Annotated in this window: 10 protein-coding genes, 2 pseudogenes and 1 riboswitch; of the genes and pseudogenes, 6 read left to right on the plus strand and 6 right to left on the minus strand. The window is 68.0% G+C overall.

Translation table 11 applies throughout. The features are described from left to right. The first annotated feature begins 41 nt into the window (after positions 1 to 41). From egtB to ADT71_RS24810, 3 genes are all read left to right on the plus strand, one after another. On the plus strand, positions 42 to 1,310 hold the full coding sequence (gene egtB / locus ADT71_RS24800; RefSeq protein ID WP_054441209.1) for an ergothioneine biosynthesis protein EgtB: 1,269 nt from the start codon (positions 42 to 44) through the stop codon (positions 1,308 to 1,310). Between the two features lies 1 nt (position 1,311). Next, complete coding sequence (egtD, locus tag ADT71_RS24805) at positions 1,312 to 2,304, plus strand: L-histidine N(alpha)-methyltransferase (protein WP_082370539.1); 993 nt, start codon at positions 1,312 to 1,314, stop codon at positions 2,302 to 2,304. A gap of 127 nt (positions 2,305 to 2,431) precedes the next feature. After that, a complete protein-coding gene (locus ADT71_RS24810; protein WP_054441211.1) occupies positions 2,432 to 4,321 on the plus strand; it encodes a bifunctional sugar phosphate isomerase/epimerase/4-hydroxyphenylpyruvate dioxygenase family protein in 1,890 nt (629 codons plus the stop codon). Positions 4,322 to 4,470: 149 nt separating this feature from the next. Here ADT71_RS24810 and ADT71_RS24815 read toward each other — a convergent pair whose 3' ends face one another. From ADT71_RS24815 to ADT71_RS24825, 3 genes are all read right to left on the minus strand, one after another. Beyond that, positions 4,471 to 5,358, minus strand: coding sequence for a shikimate dehydrogenase (locus ADT71_RS24815; RefSeq protein WP_054441213.1), 888 nt, complete (start codon positions 5,356 to 5,358; stop codon positions 4,471 to 4,473). Between the two features lie 29 nt (positions 5,359 to 5,387). Next, positions 5,388 to 6,737 carry an MFS transporter gene (locus ADT71_RS24820; protein WP_054441215.1) on the minus strand — a complete coding sequence of 450 codons (1,350 nt, stop codon included), beginning with the start codon at positions 6,735 to 6,737 and terminating at the stop codon, positions 5,388 to 5,390. A gap of 141 nt (positions 6,738 to 6,878) precedes the next feature. Next, positions 6,879 to 7,796, minus strand: a complete 918-nt coding sequence (locus tag ADT71_RS24825; protein WP_054441217.1) for a LysR family transcriptional regulator — start codon at positions 7,794 to 7,796, stop codon at positions 6,879 to 6,881. Positions 7,797 to 7,957: 161 nt separating this feature from the next. Here ADT71_RS24825 and ADT71_RS24830 point away from each other — a divergent pair. After that, positions 7,958 to 9,923 (plus strand): annotated as a pseudogene (locus ADT71_RS24830) (OPT family oligopeptide transporter). 42 nt (positions 9,924 to 9,965) lie between these two features. Here ADT71_RS24830 and ADT71_RS35995 read toward each other — a convergent pair. The 3 genes and pseudogenes from ADT71_RS35995 to ADT71_RS24840 form a co-directional block, all read right to left on the minus strand. Beyond that, a complete protein-coding gene (locus ADT71_RS35995; RefSeq protein WP_369818335.1) occupies positions 9,966 to 10,988 on the minus strand; it encodes a hypothetical protein in 1,023 nt (340 codons plus the stop codon). A 191-nt stretch (positions 10,989 to 11,179) separates the two neighbouring features. Then, a pseudogene (locus ADT71_RS36000) lies at positions 11,180 to 12,460 on the minus strand (PepSY domain-containing protein); the annotation flags it as partial. 267 nt (positions 12,461 to 12,727) lie between these two features. Further along, positions 12,728 to 13,798, minus strand: coding sequence for a low specificity L-threonine aldolase (locus tag ADT71_RS24840; RefSeq protein ID WP_054441219.1), 1,071 nt, complete (start codon positions 13,796 to 13,798; stop codon positions 12,728 to 12,730). A gap of 55 nt (positions 13,799 to 13,853) precedes the next feature. Further along, a riboswitch (SAM-I-IV-variant riboswitch) is annotated at positions 13,854 to 13,965 on the minus strand. Between the two features lie 190 nt (positions 13,966 to 14,155). Between ADT71_RS24840 and ADT71_RS24845 the strand changes: the two genes are divergently transcribed. Next, complete coding sequence (locus ADT71_RS24845; protein WP_054441221.1) at positions 14,156 to 15,823, plus strand: sensor histidine kinase; 1,668 nt, start codon at positions 14,156 to 14,158, stop codon at positions 15,821 to 15,823. Then, positions 15,820 to 16,479: a response regulator transcription factor gene (locus tag ADT71_RS24850; RefSeq protein ID WP_197283118.1), complete on the plus strand. Its 660-nt coding sequence runs from the start codon at positions 15,820 to 15,822 to the stop codon at positions 16,477 to 16,479. Before ADT71_RS24845 ends, ADT71_RS24850 begins: the two co-directional genes overlap by 4 nt. Position 16,480: the final 1 nt, after the last annotated feature.

The raw sequence follows: 16,480 nt of genomic DNA on the forward strand, positions 1-16,480 counted from the left end.
AGGCCATGGCGCACCGGCCAAGCAATGCGGACCTGCATCCCATGCCCGATGGGGGACCTGACGACGACATCCACGCCATTGCTGCAAGGTACGCCGCGACCCGGCATCTCAGCCGCGAGCTCGTGCTGGGGCTGAACGAGGCGGACGCGGCGGTGCAGTCCATGGCGGATGCCTCGCCCGCCAAGTGGCATCTGGCGCATACGACGTGGTTCTTCGAGACTTTCCTGCTGCGCGATCACGTTCCCGGCTACCGCCTGTTCGACCCGCGCTGGCCGTTCCTGTTCAACAGCTATTACGAAGCCGAGGGCGAGCGGATGGCGCGGCCTGAGCGCGGCCTGCTGACCCGGCCCGACCTGGCCGAGGTCATGGCCTATCGCGAGCATGTCGACACGGCGATGCGCGCGGCGCTGCCGGAGCTTCTGGCGCGGCATGGCGACCTGATCGAGCTGGGCATCCAGCACGAGCAACAGCATCAGGAACTGCTGCTGACCGATATCAAGCACTTGTTCTCCCGCAATCCGCTCGGCCCGGCCTATGCATCCGCATTCGCTTCCCGGGCCACGCCGGACGGGGGGGCTCTGCGCTGGATCGAAGGGCAGGAAGGGCTGGCCCGGATCGGCAGTCTGGAGGACGATCCATTCGCCTTCGACAACGAAACGCCCCGGCACCCCGCATGGCTGGCTCCCCATGCACTGGCCAGTCGGCCGGTGACCAATGGTGAATGGGCGGAATTCATTCGCGACAATGGCTACGGCACCGCCGCGCTCTGGCTTTCCGACGGCTGGGACTGGACCCGGCGTGAAGGGATCGCGGCGCCGCTCTACTGGCGGGGCGGCGGCGATGAATGGGAGCATTTCACGCTTGGCGGCTGGCTTCCCGTCGATCCCGATGCGCCGGTCGCGCATGTCTCGTTCTATGAAGCCGATGCTTTCGCGGCATGGGCGGGCGCCCGCCTGCCGACCGAGCAGGAATGGGAAGCGGCCGCGCATGGCCGCGATCCGCGCGGCGGCGTGCAACTGGACACCGCAGGCGCGGTCATGCCCCGTGCCGAAGCGCCGGCGGGAGATTTCGCCTCGCTGTTCGGGAACGTCTGGGAATGGACCGGCTCGGCCTATCGCCCGTGGCCCGGCTATCGCCCGGCGGCGGGCGCCGTGGGCGAGTACAACGGCAAGTTCATGTCGGGCCAGTTCGTCCTCAAGGGCGGAAGCTGTGCCACCCCGCGCGGTCATATGCGTGCGTCCTACCGCAATTTCTTCCATCCTCACCAGCGCTGGCAGTTCACCGGCCTGCGCCTTGCCAGGAGTCTCTGAGATGTTCACGGCCCCCCGGAGCGACGAGATCTTTACCGAACAGCGCCTTACTCCCCGGAGGTTCCAGCCCGATCCTGCCTTTCGCGAAGATGTGCTGAACGGGCTGGCGCAGGCAGGCAAGGCGATCCCGGCGCGCTGGTTCTACGACATGCGCGGATCGCAGCTTTTCGAGGCGATCACCCAGGTTCCGGAATATTACCCCACCCGCACCGAAACCGCGCTGCTTCACGGCCATGCGGCGGCGGTCGCGGAAAGGCTTGGCGCCGATGCCACGGTGGTGGAGTTCGGCTCGGGCAGCTCGATCAAGACCCGCATCCTGCTCAAGGCGCTGCCCCGCGCGACATATGTGCCGATCGACATCTGCGGCGAGTTCCTCGACGAGGCCTGCCTGGCGCTGCAGGGGCTGTTTCCCGCGCTGCGGATCGTGCCGGTGGAGGCCGATTTCATGAACCCGGTGTCCTTGCCGCTGCGGCGCGAGGGCAGGGCGATGCTCGGGTTCTTCCCGGGGTCGACGATCGGCAACCTCACGCCTTTCGCCGCCGTGGACCTGCTGCGTTCGATGCGCGAGACGCTGGGCGAGCAGGCGCATCTCCTGATCGGGATCGATCGGGTCAAGGACCCGGCGCGACTGGTATCGGCTTATGACGACGCGGGCGGGGTGACGGCGCTGTTCAACCTCAACCTCCTCCAGCGGATCAACCGCGAGCTTGGGGGCACCATCCCGGTCGGCGAATTCCGCCATGTCGCGCGCTGGAACGAGGATGCCAGCCGGATCGAGATGCATCTGCAGGCGCGCCGGGCGATCCGTTTCGAGGTGGCGGGCCAGGCCTTCCACATGGAAAGCGGCGAGACCATCCATACCGAGAATTGCCACAAGTACCGCCCCGGAGAAATCCGCCTGCTGCTCGCCGCCAGCGGATGGGGCGAGGTGGAGCACTGGAGCGATGCCGGGGGCGACTTCTCGCTGGTGCTGGCGCAAGGGGGCGGAGACTGAGGCGGGCCTCCCGCTACCGTGCAGGGCCTCTGCCATAACAACAAGGCATGGCTGAGTGCGATGGCGGCGCTTCAATCCGCGCTGCCTTGGTACGATATCTGGCGTATCACAGCTTCGGAAGGTCACCATGTCCAGCGCCGCCGCCAACGCTATCGCCACCGTTTCGCTTCGCGGGACGCTTGAGGAAAAGCTCAGGGCCGCGGCCGACGCCGGGTTCGACAGTGTGGAGATTTTCGAGAACGACCTGATCGGTTCGGCCCTGCGCCCGGCGGACGTGCGCAAGCTGATGACCGACCTCGGCATCCACTGTTCGCTCTACCAGCCGTTCCGCGATTTCGAGGGGATGCCCGGCGAGATGCGGGGCCGTGCCATGGACCGGGCCGAGCGCAAGTTCGACCTCATGGGCGAACTGGGCACTGACCGCATTCTCGTATGCTCCAACTGCTCGCCCCATGCGCTGGGCGAGCGCCAGCGCATCGTCGACGACTTCCGCGAACTGGGCGACAGGGCCGCCGCGCGCGGCATCCTCGTCGGCTACGAGGCGCTGGCCTGGGGCCGCCACGTCAACGATCACCGCGATGTCTGGTCCATCGTCAGGCAGGTGGACCATCCGGCGGTCGGCATCATCCTCGACAGCTTCCACTCGCTGTCGCGCCGTATCCCGAACGAGAGCATCCGCGACATTCCGGGCGACAAGATCGTCTACGTCCAGCTTGCCGACGCGCCGCTGCTCGACATGGACCTGCTTTACTGGAGCCGGCATTTCCGCAACCTGCCGGGGCAGGGCGGGCTGGACCTGCCGGGCTACGTCGCCGAAATCCTGCGTACCGGCTATGACGGCCCGCTCTCGCTCGAAATCTTCAACGACCGGTTCCGCGCGATTTCCTCGCGCCTCGTGGCGCAGGACGGGCACCGCTCGCTCGAATACGTGCGCGATGCGGCAAGGCGCCTGCTTGGCCAGCCGACCACGATGCCCGCACCGCAGCCGCCGCTCGGCGCCGAATTCGTCGAGTTCACCGCCACCGGCGACGACACCGCGCGGCTGGGCGAGACTTTCGAAACGCTCGGCTTCTCGCATATCGGCACTCACCGCACCAAGAAGGTGACGCGTTGGCGGCAGGGCAACGTCAACCTCGTCATCAATGCCGAGCCCAAGGGTTTCGCCAAGTCCTATCGCATCGTCCACGGCACTTCGATCTGTGCCATCGGGGTGCGGGTTAAGGACGCCGCCGCGGTGATGGAGCGCGCCGCCGCGCTCGGCATCCGTGCCTATAGCCCCGAGGGCCGCCCCGGCCGCATGGCCATGCCCGCGCTGCGCGGCGTCGGCGGGAGCCTGGTCTATCTGGTCGAGGATGACGGCGCCGAGGCGCTCTGGGCGCGCGAGTTCGAGGCGGTGCCGGTGGAGGATCTCACCGACGATGCCCGCGCCCGCTCGATCGACCACCTTGCCGCCGTGGTCCACAATGACGAATTCCTGTCCTGGCAGCTTTACTGGCGCGCCCTGTTCGGCCTCGAAGGGCGCGACGCCAACGACGTGATCGACCCTTCCGGCCTCGTCCACAGCCAGGCGCTGCAATCGCCGGACGGAGGCTTCCGCCTCACCCTCAACGCCTCGGACGCGCGCGAGACGCTGTCCTCGCGCTTCCTTGCGCAGGGCATGGGCGGCGGTTTCCAGCATGTTGCGCTCGCCAGCGACGACCTGCTCGCCACGGCGGCTGTCGTCCGCGCGCGGGGGGCGGCGATGCTGGATATCCCGGAGAACTATTACGACGATCTCGTCGCCCGCTTCGGGTTCGACGGCAAGGCCGCCGCGCGCATGGAACAGGCCGGTGTGCTCTATGACGAGGACGGTGCCGGCAATGCCTATCGCCAGCTTTACAGCCGGGCGTTCGACAAGCTGTTCTTCTTCGAATTCGTCGAGCGCGGCGGGACTTACACGGGCTACGGCGCGCCGAATGCCGGGATCAGGCTGGCGGCGCAGAACCGGTTTCGTGCGGTGGAAGAGGTGGCCGAGTAAGAGCAAAGTCCTGGGGGATGATCCCCCAGACCCTCGGAATGTCAGCGCCGCGCGCGATTTACTTGCGGCGCAGCCAATAAGTCTTCCGACGAACGGGGCGCGGCCGGATAGTGCAGGGGGGGGCTATGCTCCCCTGCTTTTCCTTTTCCTTAAACTGCCTGACTGGCCGCCGCGAAGTCCGCGAGCATGCGCTCGGTGTCAGGCTCCCGCCCGGTGAAGCGCGCGAAGGCGTGCGCGGCCTGCATCACCGCCATGCCGCCGCCGTTCAGCGTCGCGCAGCCGATGGCCTTCGCGGCTTTGAGCAGTTCGGTTTCCAGCGGGAAATAGATCACGTCCGAAACCCACATGTCGCGCGTCAGCAGCGCCGGGTCGAAGGGCAGGCCGGGGTGGCTCTCCATGCCCACGGGCGAGCATTGCACCACGCCGTCCACGCCCGCGATCGCCTCTGCGGCCGAACCTGCCGCGATCACTTCCGCGTCGGGAAACAGCGCGGCAAGGCGCCGGGCCAGCGCCTCTGCGCGCTGCGTTGCGGGGTCGAAGATCGCCAGCCGCTCGGCGCCCAGGTCGAGGTGGGCATAGCCCACCGCGGAAGCCGCGCCGCCCGCGCCGACCATGGCCACGCGCTTGCGCGGCAGCACGCCCAGCGAGGCGAGGAAGCTGGCGCGGTAGCCGGACCAGTCGGTATTGTCACCGATCAGGCGGCCGCCGCGCAGCAGCACGGTGTTGACCGCGCCGAGCTTGGCCGCCGCTTCCGAAAGCTCGTCCATCAGCGGCACGACCGCCTGCTTGAAGGGGTGGGTGACATTGGTGCCGTCAAACCCCAGGGCGGCCATGGTCTTCAGGAAAGTGCCGAGGTCATCCGCGCCGAAGCCGATCACGTCGCTGTCGAGGATGCGGTAGACCAGCGGCAGGCCCAGCGCCCTCGCTTCGGTTTCGTGCATCGCCGGGCTGCGCGAACCGCCGATGCCGGAGCCGATCAGGCCGCAGAGAATGGTCGAGCGCGCGGGGCCCGTGACGGCGACGGGAGACTGAAGCATGATCTTGGTCCTTGGGTAGGGAGGAAGGCTTAACGCTCGGCGGGCATCCGGATCAGGGTGACGGCCAGTCCGGCCAGTACCGCCGGGACCGCGAAGATCGCGAAGATCGCCGCCAGCGGAACCTTCTCGGCCAGCAGGACGCCGCCCAGCATCGGCCCGATCACCGCGCCGATACGGCCCACGCCCATCGCCCAGCCGAGCCCGGTGCTGCGCACTTGCGGCGGGTAGAAGCTGGTGGCGAGCGGGTAGCAGCCGTTGAAGCCGCCCTGGATGAAGGCGCCGATGAAGAAGGCGGTCAGCAGCGTCGCGGCGATCGTCATGGAAACCGCGCCGAACACGACGAGGGCGACGGCGGCCAGAACCATGTAGAGCAGGATCAGGCGGCGCAGGTCGATGCGGCTGGCGATCAGGCCGATCGAGGTGATGCCGATGAAGGCGCCGATGTTGTAGACCGCGCCGGCGTAGATTGCCTGGGTGGCGGGCAGGCCCGCCTCGACGGCGAGCTTGGGAATCCAGCTGATGACGAAGTAGAGCGTCATGAAACCGAAGATCGTCGCGGTCCAGAGCAGGATCGTTCCCGAAGTGCGGCCTTCGCCGAGCACGCCGCGCAGGCCGACGGAGTGGGCTTCGGCGACGCGGCGTTCAGGCAGCGCTTCCAGCGTCGGGCGGCCAAGCGAGGCCAGCAGGCGATTGGCCTTGGCGAGTGCACCCCTGGGCTGGTGAGCGAGCAGGAAATCGACCGATTCGGGCAGCATCGCCCAGACCAGCGGCAGCGCCAGCAGGCAGAGGGTGGCGGCGCCCAGCAGCATGGCCTGCCAGCCGTGGGTGTCGATCTGGTGGGCGACGATGAAACCGGTGATCGTCGCGCCGACCGGGTATCCGGCCTGCAGGAAGCCCACCGCGAAAGTGCGGTGCTTGGCAGGCGCATATTCGGCGGTCAGCGCGGCCATGCTGGCCAGCACGGTGCCGATGCCGATGCCGACCAGGAAGCGCGAGGCGATCAGTTCGGCGATCGAGCCGGCAATCGCCGATCCGAACATCGCCACCGTCATCATCACCAGCGAGGCGATGATGAGCTTGCGGCGGCCGAACTTGTCGGCCAGCGGCGCGATCAGCAGTCCGCCTGCGGCCATGCCGGCGAGGCTGGAGCTGAAGACGACGCCCAGGCTCTCGGGATTGACCTTCCAGTCGGCGGAAAGGGCGGGGGCGACGTAGGACAGGATGAGCACGTCCATCCCGTCGAGCATGTTGAGGAGGAAGCAGATGGCGACCACAAGCACCTGCCGCGCGGTCCAGCCGTCGACGTTCTGCGAGGCGCTTTCGCCCACCGTCACGTAAGGACGCACGGATACCGATCCGGCGGCGGAATAGCTGGCCATGGTAACGCCTTTCCCATCCTCAGCGGCGCTTGGCTGCGCCTGTTGTCGTCCGGCGGCCGGCGCCGGGACTGTATGAACCTTGCGGGCATCTTCACGGTGTTTGATCCCGGGGTGCATTGCCAGACATCACGACGATGTGACTTATAGCGTTATGTTATGGCCTATAACTCTTGGCAGGTTCATCAGTATGTTGCGGGCGATCTCCTCGAAGGTTTCTCCCACGAGAGTGCGCGCTACGTCGAGGTTGCGGCTGACGTAGACCGGCAGCACGCCGGGCGACTCGAATTCCAGGAAGCGCACGGTGTCCGCGTGGGGCTGCATGGCGGTGAAGCTGTCCACCAGCGCGATGCCCATGCCCTGCGCCACGAAGGCCACGGCGGTTTCGGCGAAACGGATATAGGTGGCGATGTCCAGTTCCTCGCCCGCATCCGCATACATCCGGGCGATGATCCGGCCGTGCGGAGTGTCTTCCCGGAATGACTGGATGCGCTCGCCCCCGAGGTCGGCCACGGTGATCCGCTCGCGTTCGGCAAGGCGGTGCCCGGCGGGCACGGCGCAGACCATGCGGCCGGCGCCGATGCGGCTGGAAAGCACGTTGGGATGGTCGATGGGGAACACCGTCAACGCATAGTCGCCGCGCTGAAGTGCCAGCCAGTCGTCCGCCTGCTCCACCGAGAGAATGTCGAACTGGATGGTGAGGCCGGGATAATTGGCGGTCAGCCGAGAGAGCATCTGCGGGACCACCGAATGCCCCAGCGACGGAGAGGCGCCGACCCTGAACGTGCGGTCCTCCCCCTTGGCGAGGCGGCGGACGACGTGTTCCAGATCGTTGAAGCCCTTGTAGATCTGCTCGATCTCCTCGAACAGCACGCGGGCTTCGGACGTGGGCACCAGCCGGCCGCGCGTACGGTCGAACAGGCGGAAGTGGAGCTTGTCCTCCATGTGGCCGAGCATGCGGCTGAGGCCGGGCTGCGAGGTGCCCAGCATGCGCGCGGCGCCGCTCACCGTCTTGGTAATCATTACCGCGCGGAAGATCTCGATCTGCCTGATGGTCAGCATCGCTAGCGGCTAGCACGGCGCCGGTCCTGCGCCAACGGGGCAAAAGCAGGGCGATCGGGCGGCTTGCTATGCCTCCGCCTGCGGGGCCTTGCGATGCTTGCCCCGCAGGCGGCGGCCGTGCGATGAGGGCGGCAATCACTTTGTTTCCCGAACGGAAAGACATGGCAAAAGAAACAGGCAGCGCGCGAGCAGGCTCGCCGCTGGAACTGACACTGCGCGGCGTGCTGCTGGGCGGCGTGATCACGCTGCTGTTCACGGCGGCCAACGTCTATCTCGGCCTGAAGGTGGGCCTGACTTTCGCGACCTCGATCCCGGCCGCCGTCATCTCGATGGCGATCCTGCGCGGCTTCAAGGATTCGACGATCTTCGAGAACAACATCGTCCAGACCGTGGCGAGCGCTGCGGGCACGCTGGCGGCGATCATCTTCGTGCTGCCCGGCCTCGTCATGATCGGTTACTGGCAGGGCTTCCCCTATTGGACGACGGCGGCGATCACCGGCACGGGCGGCATCCTCGGCGTGCTGTTCTCGGTGCCGCTGCGCCGCGCGCTGGTGATCGACACGCCGCTTCCCTATCCCGAGGGCCATGCCGCGGCCGAAGTGCTGCGCGTGGGTTCCGAATCGCGCGAAGGGGCCGAGGAAAGCGCCAAGGGCCTTTCGGTGCTCTTGTGGAATGCGCTGGCTTCGGCCGGTTTCGCATCCTCACGCAGACGCGCCTTGCCGTTGCCGAAGCCTCGCTCTGGTTCCGGGCGGGGCCGGGGGCCACCGGCATTTCCGGGGGCCTGTCCTTCGCGCTGATGGGCGTGGGCCACCTCGTGGGCATCTCGGTGGGCATGGCGATGTTCCTCGGTCTCGTCGTCGGCTGGTGGGTGCTCCTGCCGATGCTGACCGCGCAGAACCCGCTGCCGGGCGGCGCGGAAGTCTGGGCGACCACGGTGTTTTCCGAGAATGTGCGCTTCTTCGGCGCGGGCGTGATCGGCGTTGCGGCGGTCTGGACCCTGCTGCGGATCGCCGGTCCGGTGATCGGCGGCGTGCGTTCGGCCATGGCGGCCAGCCGTGCGCGCCATGCCGGAACGGTGCTGGCGGTGGAGGAGCGCGACCTGCCGATCTCGATCGTGTTCGTGGGCTCGCTGGCCATGCTGGTGCCGATCGCGGTGCTGCTGTGGAGCGTGATCGGCAGCGGGCCGCTGGCCGGTTCGGAAATGCTGCTGATCTTTGGCGCGCTGCTGTTCATCCTCGTGATCGGCCTGCTCATCGCGGCGGTCTGCGGCTACATGGCGGGGCTGATCGGCGCGTCGAATTCGCCGGTTTCCGGCATCGGCATCCTTTCTGTGGTCGCCGCCTCGCTCATGCTGGTCGGCCTGTTCGGCCGGGGGCAGGGCGCCGAGATGACCGATGCGCTGGTCGCCTATGCGCTGATCGTCACCGGCATCGTCTTCGGCGTGGCGACGATCTCCAACGACAACCTCCAGGATCTCAAGACCGGGCAACTCATCGGCGCTACGCCGTGGAAGCAGCAGGTGGCGCTGGTGATCGGCGTGTTGTTCGGCTCGCTGGTGATCCCGCCGGTGCTGGACCTGCTGAACACCGCCTTCGGCTTTGCCGGAGCGGCCAATGCCGGGCCGAATGCGCTGCCCGCGCCGCAGGCGGCGCTGATCTCGACCCTGGCCAAGGGCGTGCTGGGCGCAATCTCAACTGGACGATGATCGGCTGGGGTGCTGCGGCGGGCGTGGTGTTCGTCGCGCTGGACGAAGTGCTGGGGCTGATGGGCCGCCTGCGCCTGCCGCCCCTGGGCGTCGGGATCGGCATCTACCTGCCGATGAGCGTGATCCTGCCGACGGTGATCGGCTCGGTGCTGGGCTTCTTCTACGACCGCTGGGCGAGGCAGCAGCGCGACCCGGAATTCGCCGAGCGCATGGGCGTGCTGACCGCCACCGGCCTGATCGTGGGCGAGAGCCTGTGGGGCGTGGGCTTTGCGGGCATCGTCGCGGCTTCGGGCAGCGACGCACCGCTGGCACTGGTGGGCGACGGTTTCGCCGGGCCGGCGCTGACAGGCGGCACGGTGCTGTTCTTCGCGCTGGTCTACATGCTCTATGCCCGCACGCGCAGGCTGGTCACTTCGGCCTGATCGGAAAGGTTGCGGGGCTCCGCGAAGGGAGCCCCGCAACTTTCAAGAGATCACGGCTTCAATAGATATCGCGGCGATAGAGCCCGGCTTCGGCCATCGCTTCCACCCGTTCGTCGCCCAGCGCACGGCGCAAGGCGTCGTCAACCGCCGGGGCCATGCCCTGAAGGCTGCCGCAGACGAGGATCGCGGCGCCGTTTTCCACCCAGTCCCGCAGGTCCGCCTCGGCTTCGGCCAGCAGGTGCTGCACATAGCGCCCGCAGTCCGCATCGCGCGACCATGCGCGGTCGAGGCGGTGAGCGTGCCGTCCGCCAGCCAGCCGTCCACTTCGCCCGGCAGCAGGGCGTCATGCGCGCGGCTGCGTTCGCCGAACAGCAGCCAGTGGCCGCCGCGTCCCTCGGCGCGGGACTGGCGCAAGTGGCCGCGCAGCCCGGCAAGACCGGTCCCATTGCCGATCAGGATCAGGCGGCGCCCCCCGGCGGGAGCGTGGAAGCCTTCGTTGGCGCGCAGGCGAAGCGAGACTGCGCCGCCCGGCGAAGCGAAATGCGTCAGCCAGCCGGAACCGAGACCCAGCGTGCCGTCCGTTCGTTCCACCTGGCGGACCAGCAGGTCGAGGCTGCCGTCGCCGGGGACCGATGCGATCGAGTATTCGCGGTGCGGCAGGGGACGGAGCGCGGCCACGAGTTCCCCGGCGCTTTCCACCGGGTGGTCGGGAATGAGCGCGCGGGAGAGGTGATCGGCCAGGGACTTGCCCTCCACTTCGACATCGCGGCCCAGCCCACAGGCCGAAAGGTAGGCGGCGATGCGCGCGGGATCGTTGGCGCCGGGCAGGACTTCGGCGATGTCACCCGCCTGCCATGACGGCATCGGACCGGTAGCGGGCCTTAGGCTGACGAGGAAGGCAGGGCCTCCGGCGCTGCCCGGATTGAGCAGGCGGCGTTCGGCAAGCTGCCAGTTCTCGTAAGCGGCGGGCTCCCAGTCCGGCATGTCGGGTTCGGCGCCGAGCGCGGCGAGCTGCTGCTGCCACTGGCGCTGGGCGTCGATATCCTCGCCGTTCACTTCCACCATATCGAACAGGCGCCGCGCGCCGCCGGCATGGAGCCAGCGGTCAACGGAATGGCCGAAGGCGCAGAACTCGGGATATTCGCGGTCGCCAAGGGCGAGGACGGCATATTCGAGGTGTTCGGCGCGGGCGGTGTCGCCATCGCCTGACGGGCGAAGCGGCGCGCCGGGTCGGGCGGTTCGCCTTCGCCATAAGTGCTGACCACGAAGAGCGCGCGATCGACATCGGAGAGCAGCGCATCGTCCACTGCCGAAAGCGGCACGACCCGGGCGCCGCCAAGCGCGGCGGCGGTCTGGCGGGCAAGGCGTTCGGCGCCGCCGGTCTGGCTGGCGAAGGCGACAAGCAGGTCGCCGCTAGCGGCGGACAGGGCGGGCTGGGCCTCCACCACTTCCCTGAGCGACCGTTTCTTGCGGCGGCGCACAAGGTAGAGCAGTAGTCCGGTAACGGTGAAAAGCGGCATCGTCAGGCTGGTCAGCAGGAGCAGGATGCGTCCGCCGATGCCGAAGAAGGCGCCGCGATGCAGTTCGTACATGCTGGTGGTGATGACCTTGCCCAGGCTGCGCCGGTCGTAGCGGTCGGCCTTGACCAGTTTGCCGTCGGCAAGATCGACCTTGATGTCGTCGGTCATGCGGTCATGCCGGGCATCTTCCAGCAGCACCCGGAACGTGGCCGTTTTCTCGCCGTCTTCGGGCATGGAAATGGAGATCGACCGATAGCGGCCGTCCATCGCGGCCAGCACCGTGGGCCAGGCGCGGGCCAGGCTGGGCACAGGGGCTTCCTTTGCGGCTTCCTTTGCGGATTCCTTCGCGCCTTCCTTGCCGTTCGCGCCGCCGCCATGTCCGCTTTCCTCGCGGCTGGTCTTGCCGGTGAGCGCGTAGAGCACGCCCTGCCTGTACCAGTCGTAGGACCACCAGAGCCCGGTCAGCGCGCTCAGCAGATAGACGAGCGCCACCCAGCCGCCGATCACGGCATGCAGCGCGCGATAAAGGTTGCGGCCGCTCTTGCGCAGATCCAGCACGAGCCATGCGCGCCAGTCGAACGTGCGGCGGGGCCAGCGCAAGTAGAGGCCGGAAATCGCGAAGAACACCAGCGAGATCGCGGAGAAGGCGGTGATCTGGCGGCCGATCCCGTTGCCGCCGCCCGGCAGCGCGAGCCAGCGGTGCAGGTCCTCCACCGTGCGGAAGAAGCCGGTGCCGCTGGGCTGTCCCAGCAGGATGCCGCTGCGCGGGTCCACGTAGCTGCGCTCGCCGCGCCGCTCCTTGCCCTGCGCGGCGAACTGGACCTGCCAGGCGGCCTCGGGGTCGTGCTCGGCGGTCAGCCGCTCGACCTTGAGACCGGCGCGCTGCGCGGAGGCGCGGGCGATCACCTCGTCAGGGGAAAGCGCCGGGCCCTTACCGGGGGAAAGGGTGACGATGCCCGGGCTGAGCAGGCGCATGATCTCGTTCTCGAAGCTCAGCGTGGCCCCGGTCACGCCCATCAGCGCGAGCACGAAGCCGGCGGTGATTCCGAGGAACCAGTGAATCTGAAACAGTACCTGCCGCGTCACGTCTTCGCTTCCCGCTTGATCTTGCCGGGGCCGCCCGCCGGCCCCTCGGGAAAGCGCGTGCCGTTCGGCCTCTGGACTTTCGCAAGTCTTCCCTCGAAGGAGCTTCGCTAATGCGATCAACTTGCAATAGCAACAGAGATTTCATTCGTTTGCAGGAGCGGCGCGGGCGGACCTTCGCAAGGCGCGCCGCTCCTGCCTTCAGGCCGCGACGGGGCGGGCACATTCTCGCGCAAGATCGAGCACGTCGGCGGCAAGGCGGTCCACTTGTGCCGGGTCGGCGTCCCACGCGAACATGAAGCGGGCACCGCCGCCGATGAAGGTGTAGAAGCGCCAGCCGCGCGCGCGCAGTCCATCCAGAACCGGTTCGGGCGCGGAGAGGAACACGGCGTTGGCATCGACCGGGAAGATCAGTTCCAGCCCGGCCACACCCGCGAAGGCATCCGCAAGGCGGCGGGCGCAGCCATTGGCATGGCGCGCGTTCGCCAGCCATGCGCCGCTTTCGAGCACGCCGATCCACGGCGCCGAGAGGTAGCGCATCTTCGAGGCGAGCTGCCCGGCCTGCTTGCAGCGGTAGGAGAAGTCTTCCGACAGCGTGCGGTCGAAGAAGATCACCGCTTCGCCAACGGCCATGCCGTTCTTGGTGCCGCCGAAGCAGAGCACGTCCACGCCGGCCTGCCAGGTGATCTCGGCGGGGGTGCAGTCCAGCGCCGCGCAGGCATGGGCGAAGCGGGCGCCGTCCATGTGCAGCTTCAGCCCGAGCGCGCGGCAGGTGGCGGAGATCGCCTCGATTTCGGCCACGGAATAGACCTGCCCGGTCTCGGTCGGCTGGGTGATGGTGACGACGCGCGGCTTGGGGAAGTGGATGTCCGACCGGCCGGTGGCGAGCGCGCGGATGGCCTCCGGCGTCAGCTTGCCGTCGGCGCTCTGGGCGACCAGCAGCTTGGACCCGTTCGAGAAGAACTCCGGCGCGCCGCATTCGTCGGTCTCGACGTGGGCGGAGGAGGAGCAGATCACCGAGTGATAGGACTGGCACAGCGCGGCAAGCGCCAGCGAGTTGGCGGCGGTGCCGTTGAAGGCGAAATAGACGTCGCAATCGGTGTCGAACAGCGCGCGGAAGGCGTCGGCGGCGCGGCGCGTCCATTCATCCTCGCCGTAAGCGGTGGCCGAGCCGGTATTGGCCAGCTCCATCGCGGACCAGGCCTCGGGGCAGATTCCGGCATAATTGTCGCTGGCGAATTGCTGGGCCGGGGCGGGACGGATCTGGGACATGCGGTATTTCCTTCTGGGCTCGGCGAGCCGGGAGGAAAATGACGGCGATGCAGCTGGAAAACCCGTTTGTTGCCGGTCCGGCCACATCCCTTCGCATGTCTGCGAAGGTACCACCTTGCTCGGGAGCAGGTTGGTGCCGGGCATTATCCCGACTCTTGATGCTGGGGCGTCTGCTAGGCCGATCCCGGTCCGCCGTCAATCGGAAGACGGGCCGGACCATCAATCGGAGAACGGTTCCGGCGATTTCGAGCAGGGGTATCAGCAGGAAGGCTGACTCGACGCGGAGCCCCGGCCTTCGTAGGTTTTTCCCGTCGCTTCCGGCACTTCGCCGGGCGGTTCGGCAAGACAGCTAGGAACATGGGGCGGACATTCGACGCGAGATCATCCGGCCTGAGCCGGGCGCGCCAGGCGCTGCTGATCACCGATCCAAACCGGCTGATCGGCTATGGCCGCCTGATGACCGCGATCTTCGCGGTGATCGCGATCTATCTCGATCCCACGCAGCCCGGCCGTTACCGGCACGAGGCGCAGGACGTGCTGGCGATCTACCTCGTCATGGCGATCCTGCTGGTGGCGGTGCCGATCCGCAAGCCGGTGGACAGCCCGGTCCACTTCGCCGTTCACGTCCTGGATACCGCGATCCTCGGCTGGCTGGCGTTCCTCACCAACGAACTGACCAGCCCGTTCTTCTCGTTCCTGCCCTTTGCGCTGCTGGCGATGGCGGTGCGCTGGGGGTTCGCGGGCGCGATCGTCGGCGCGGTCATGCTGGAGATGGTGCTGTTCGCGGTCGGCATTCCCGACATTCTCGACGGTGAATCCGAACTCAACGTGCTCATCATCCGGGCGGCCTACTTCCTGGTCTGCGCGGTGATGCTCGGCTATTTCGGGGCTTACCGCGAAAGCAGCCGCGAACGGCTGGCGCGCCTGGCGAGCTGGCCGATGGATGCTGGGTTCGGCGACCGGCGCGGCTGGCTGTCCGAACTGTGCCGCCATGCCGCCACCGTCACCGGCTGCGAAAGCCTGATCCTGATCTGGCGCGAGCAGGACGAGCCGACCGGCTTCATCGCCCATTGGCGCAAGCAGGGGCTCGACCTGCGGCCGCTGGACCGCGCCAATTTCCGCAGCGCCTTTTCCGAGGCGCGGCTCGACTTCATGGACCGCACGCGGGCCAGCCAGCTTGGACCGGACGAGATGCTGGCGCTTACGCTCATGCTCGGCGGGCTGGGCCTGCCGCGTCCGCGTTCGCACGACTATGCGGTGCGCTCCGGCTTCTCCGGGCTGCGGTTCCGCGGGGCGCTGATCCTGGTCGATCCCGAAGGGCGGCCGGAGGACGCGCTGGCGCTCACCGAGATCATCGCCGCGCGCACGGGGTCCGAACTGGAGCATGTCGAACTGGTGGCCCGCCATGCCGACAGCGTCCGTGCCGACGAACGCAGCCGCTTCGCGCAGGACCTGCATGACAGCGTGCTGCAGGACCTGACCGCCACGACGCTCAAGCTGCGCGGGCTGGCGGCGCGCGATCCGGCGGGCGCAAGGGAGCTGGCGGCCGAACTCAAGGACATCGAGGAACTCGTGACCCAGCAGCAGCGGCGCATCCGCAGCTTCGTGGAGGACCAGCGCGATTGCGACGGCGGAGCGCCCACCGACATGGTGGCCGACTTGCGCCGGGAGGCCGACATTCTCGAAAAGAAGTGGGGCGTCACCGTCCTGTTCGACTGGCACGGACGCGCCGCGCAATTGCCGCGCAGCCTTGTGGACGAGGTGATCCAGCTCTTTTCCGAGGCGACCGCCAATGCCGTGCGCCACGGCGCCGCCACGCAGATCGCGCTGGAGGCGCGGCTGATCGGCAGCGCGCTGGAACTGGGCGTGGCCGACAACGGGCGGGGGCTAGGACCGGCCGCGAACGGGATCGGCCCGGCTTCGCTGCGCAGCCGGGCCATGCAACTGGGCGGCTCGATCGCGCTGGACGACAGCGCAACCGGACTGCGCGTCACCATGGTCATCCCGCTGGAGGAAGCCGCATGAACATGCCCGCGAGCGCTTGCCGGGTCCTGGTTGCGGACGATCACCCCCTGCTGCTGCGCGGGCTGGCGGACATGCTGCGCGGCACGGGCGAGGTGGACCTGATCGAGGCCACCGGCAGCGGCACGCGCGCTCTGGCGGTGATCCGGGAGAAGCGCCCCGAAGTCGCGGTGCTCGACGTGTCGATGCCCGATGTCGGCGGCATCGCGATCCTGCGCGCGATCAGCGAGGCGGGCTGGCCGGTCCGGGTCATCTTCCTGTCGGCGACGATGAGCGGGCGGCAGATCGCCGAAGCCATCGCGCTTGGGGTCTGGGGCCTGCTGCTCAAGGACTATGCTGCCAATTCGCTGCTCGACTGCCTGCGCGAGGTGGTGTCCGGTCGCAAGTGGCTGCCGGAGGACCTGGTCGCCAAGGGGCGGCGGGGCGGGGGCGTGGACATCGCCTCCGATATCGGCAACCTCACTCCGCGCGAGCGGGAGATCAGCGCGCTGGTCTGCCGGGGGTTCTCGAACAAGGCGATCGGGGGGATGCTCGGGTCGACCGAGGGGACGGTGAGCATTCACCTCCACAACATCTACCGCAAGCTCGACATTTCCAGCCGCACCACGCTGGCGACGCTGTTCGTGAAGTATCAGGCCCAGCGCAGCGAGCAGGAGTGAC

The organism is Novosphingobium sp. ST904, from assembly GCF_001298105.1.
Taxonomy (GTDB): Bacteria; Pseudomonadota; Alphaproteobacteria; order Sphingomonadales; family Sphingomonadaceae; genus Novosphingobium.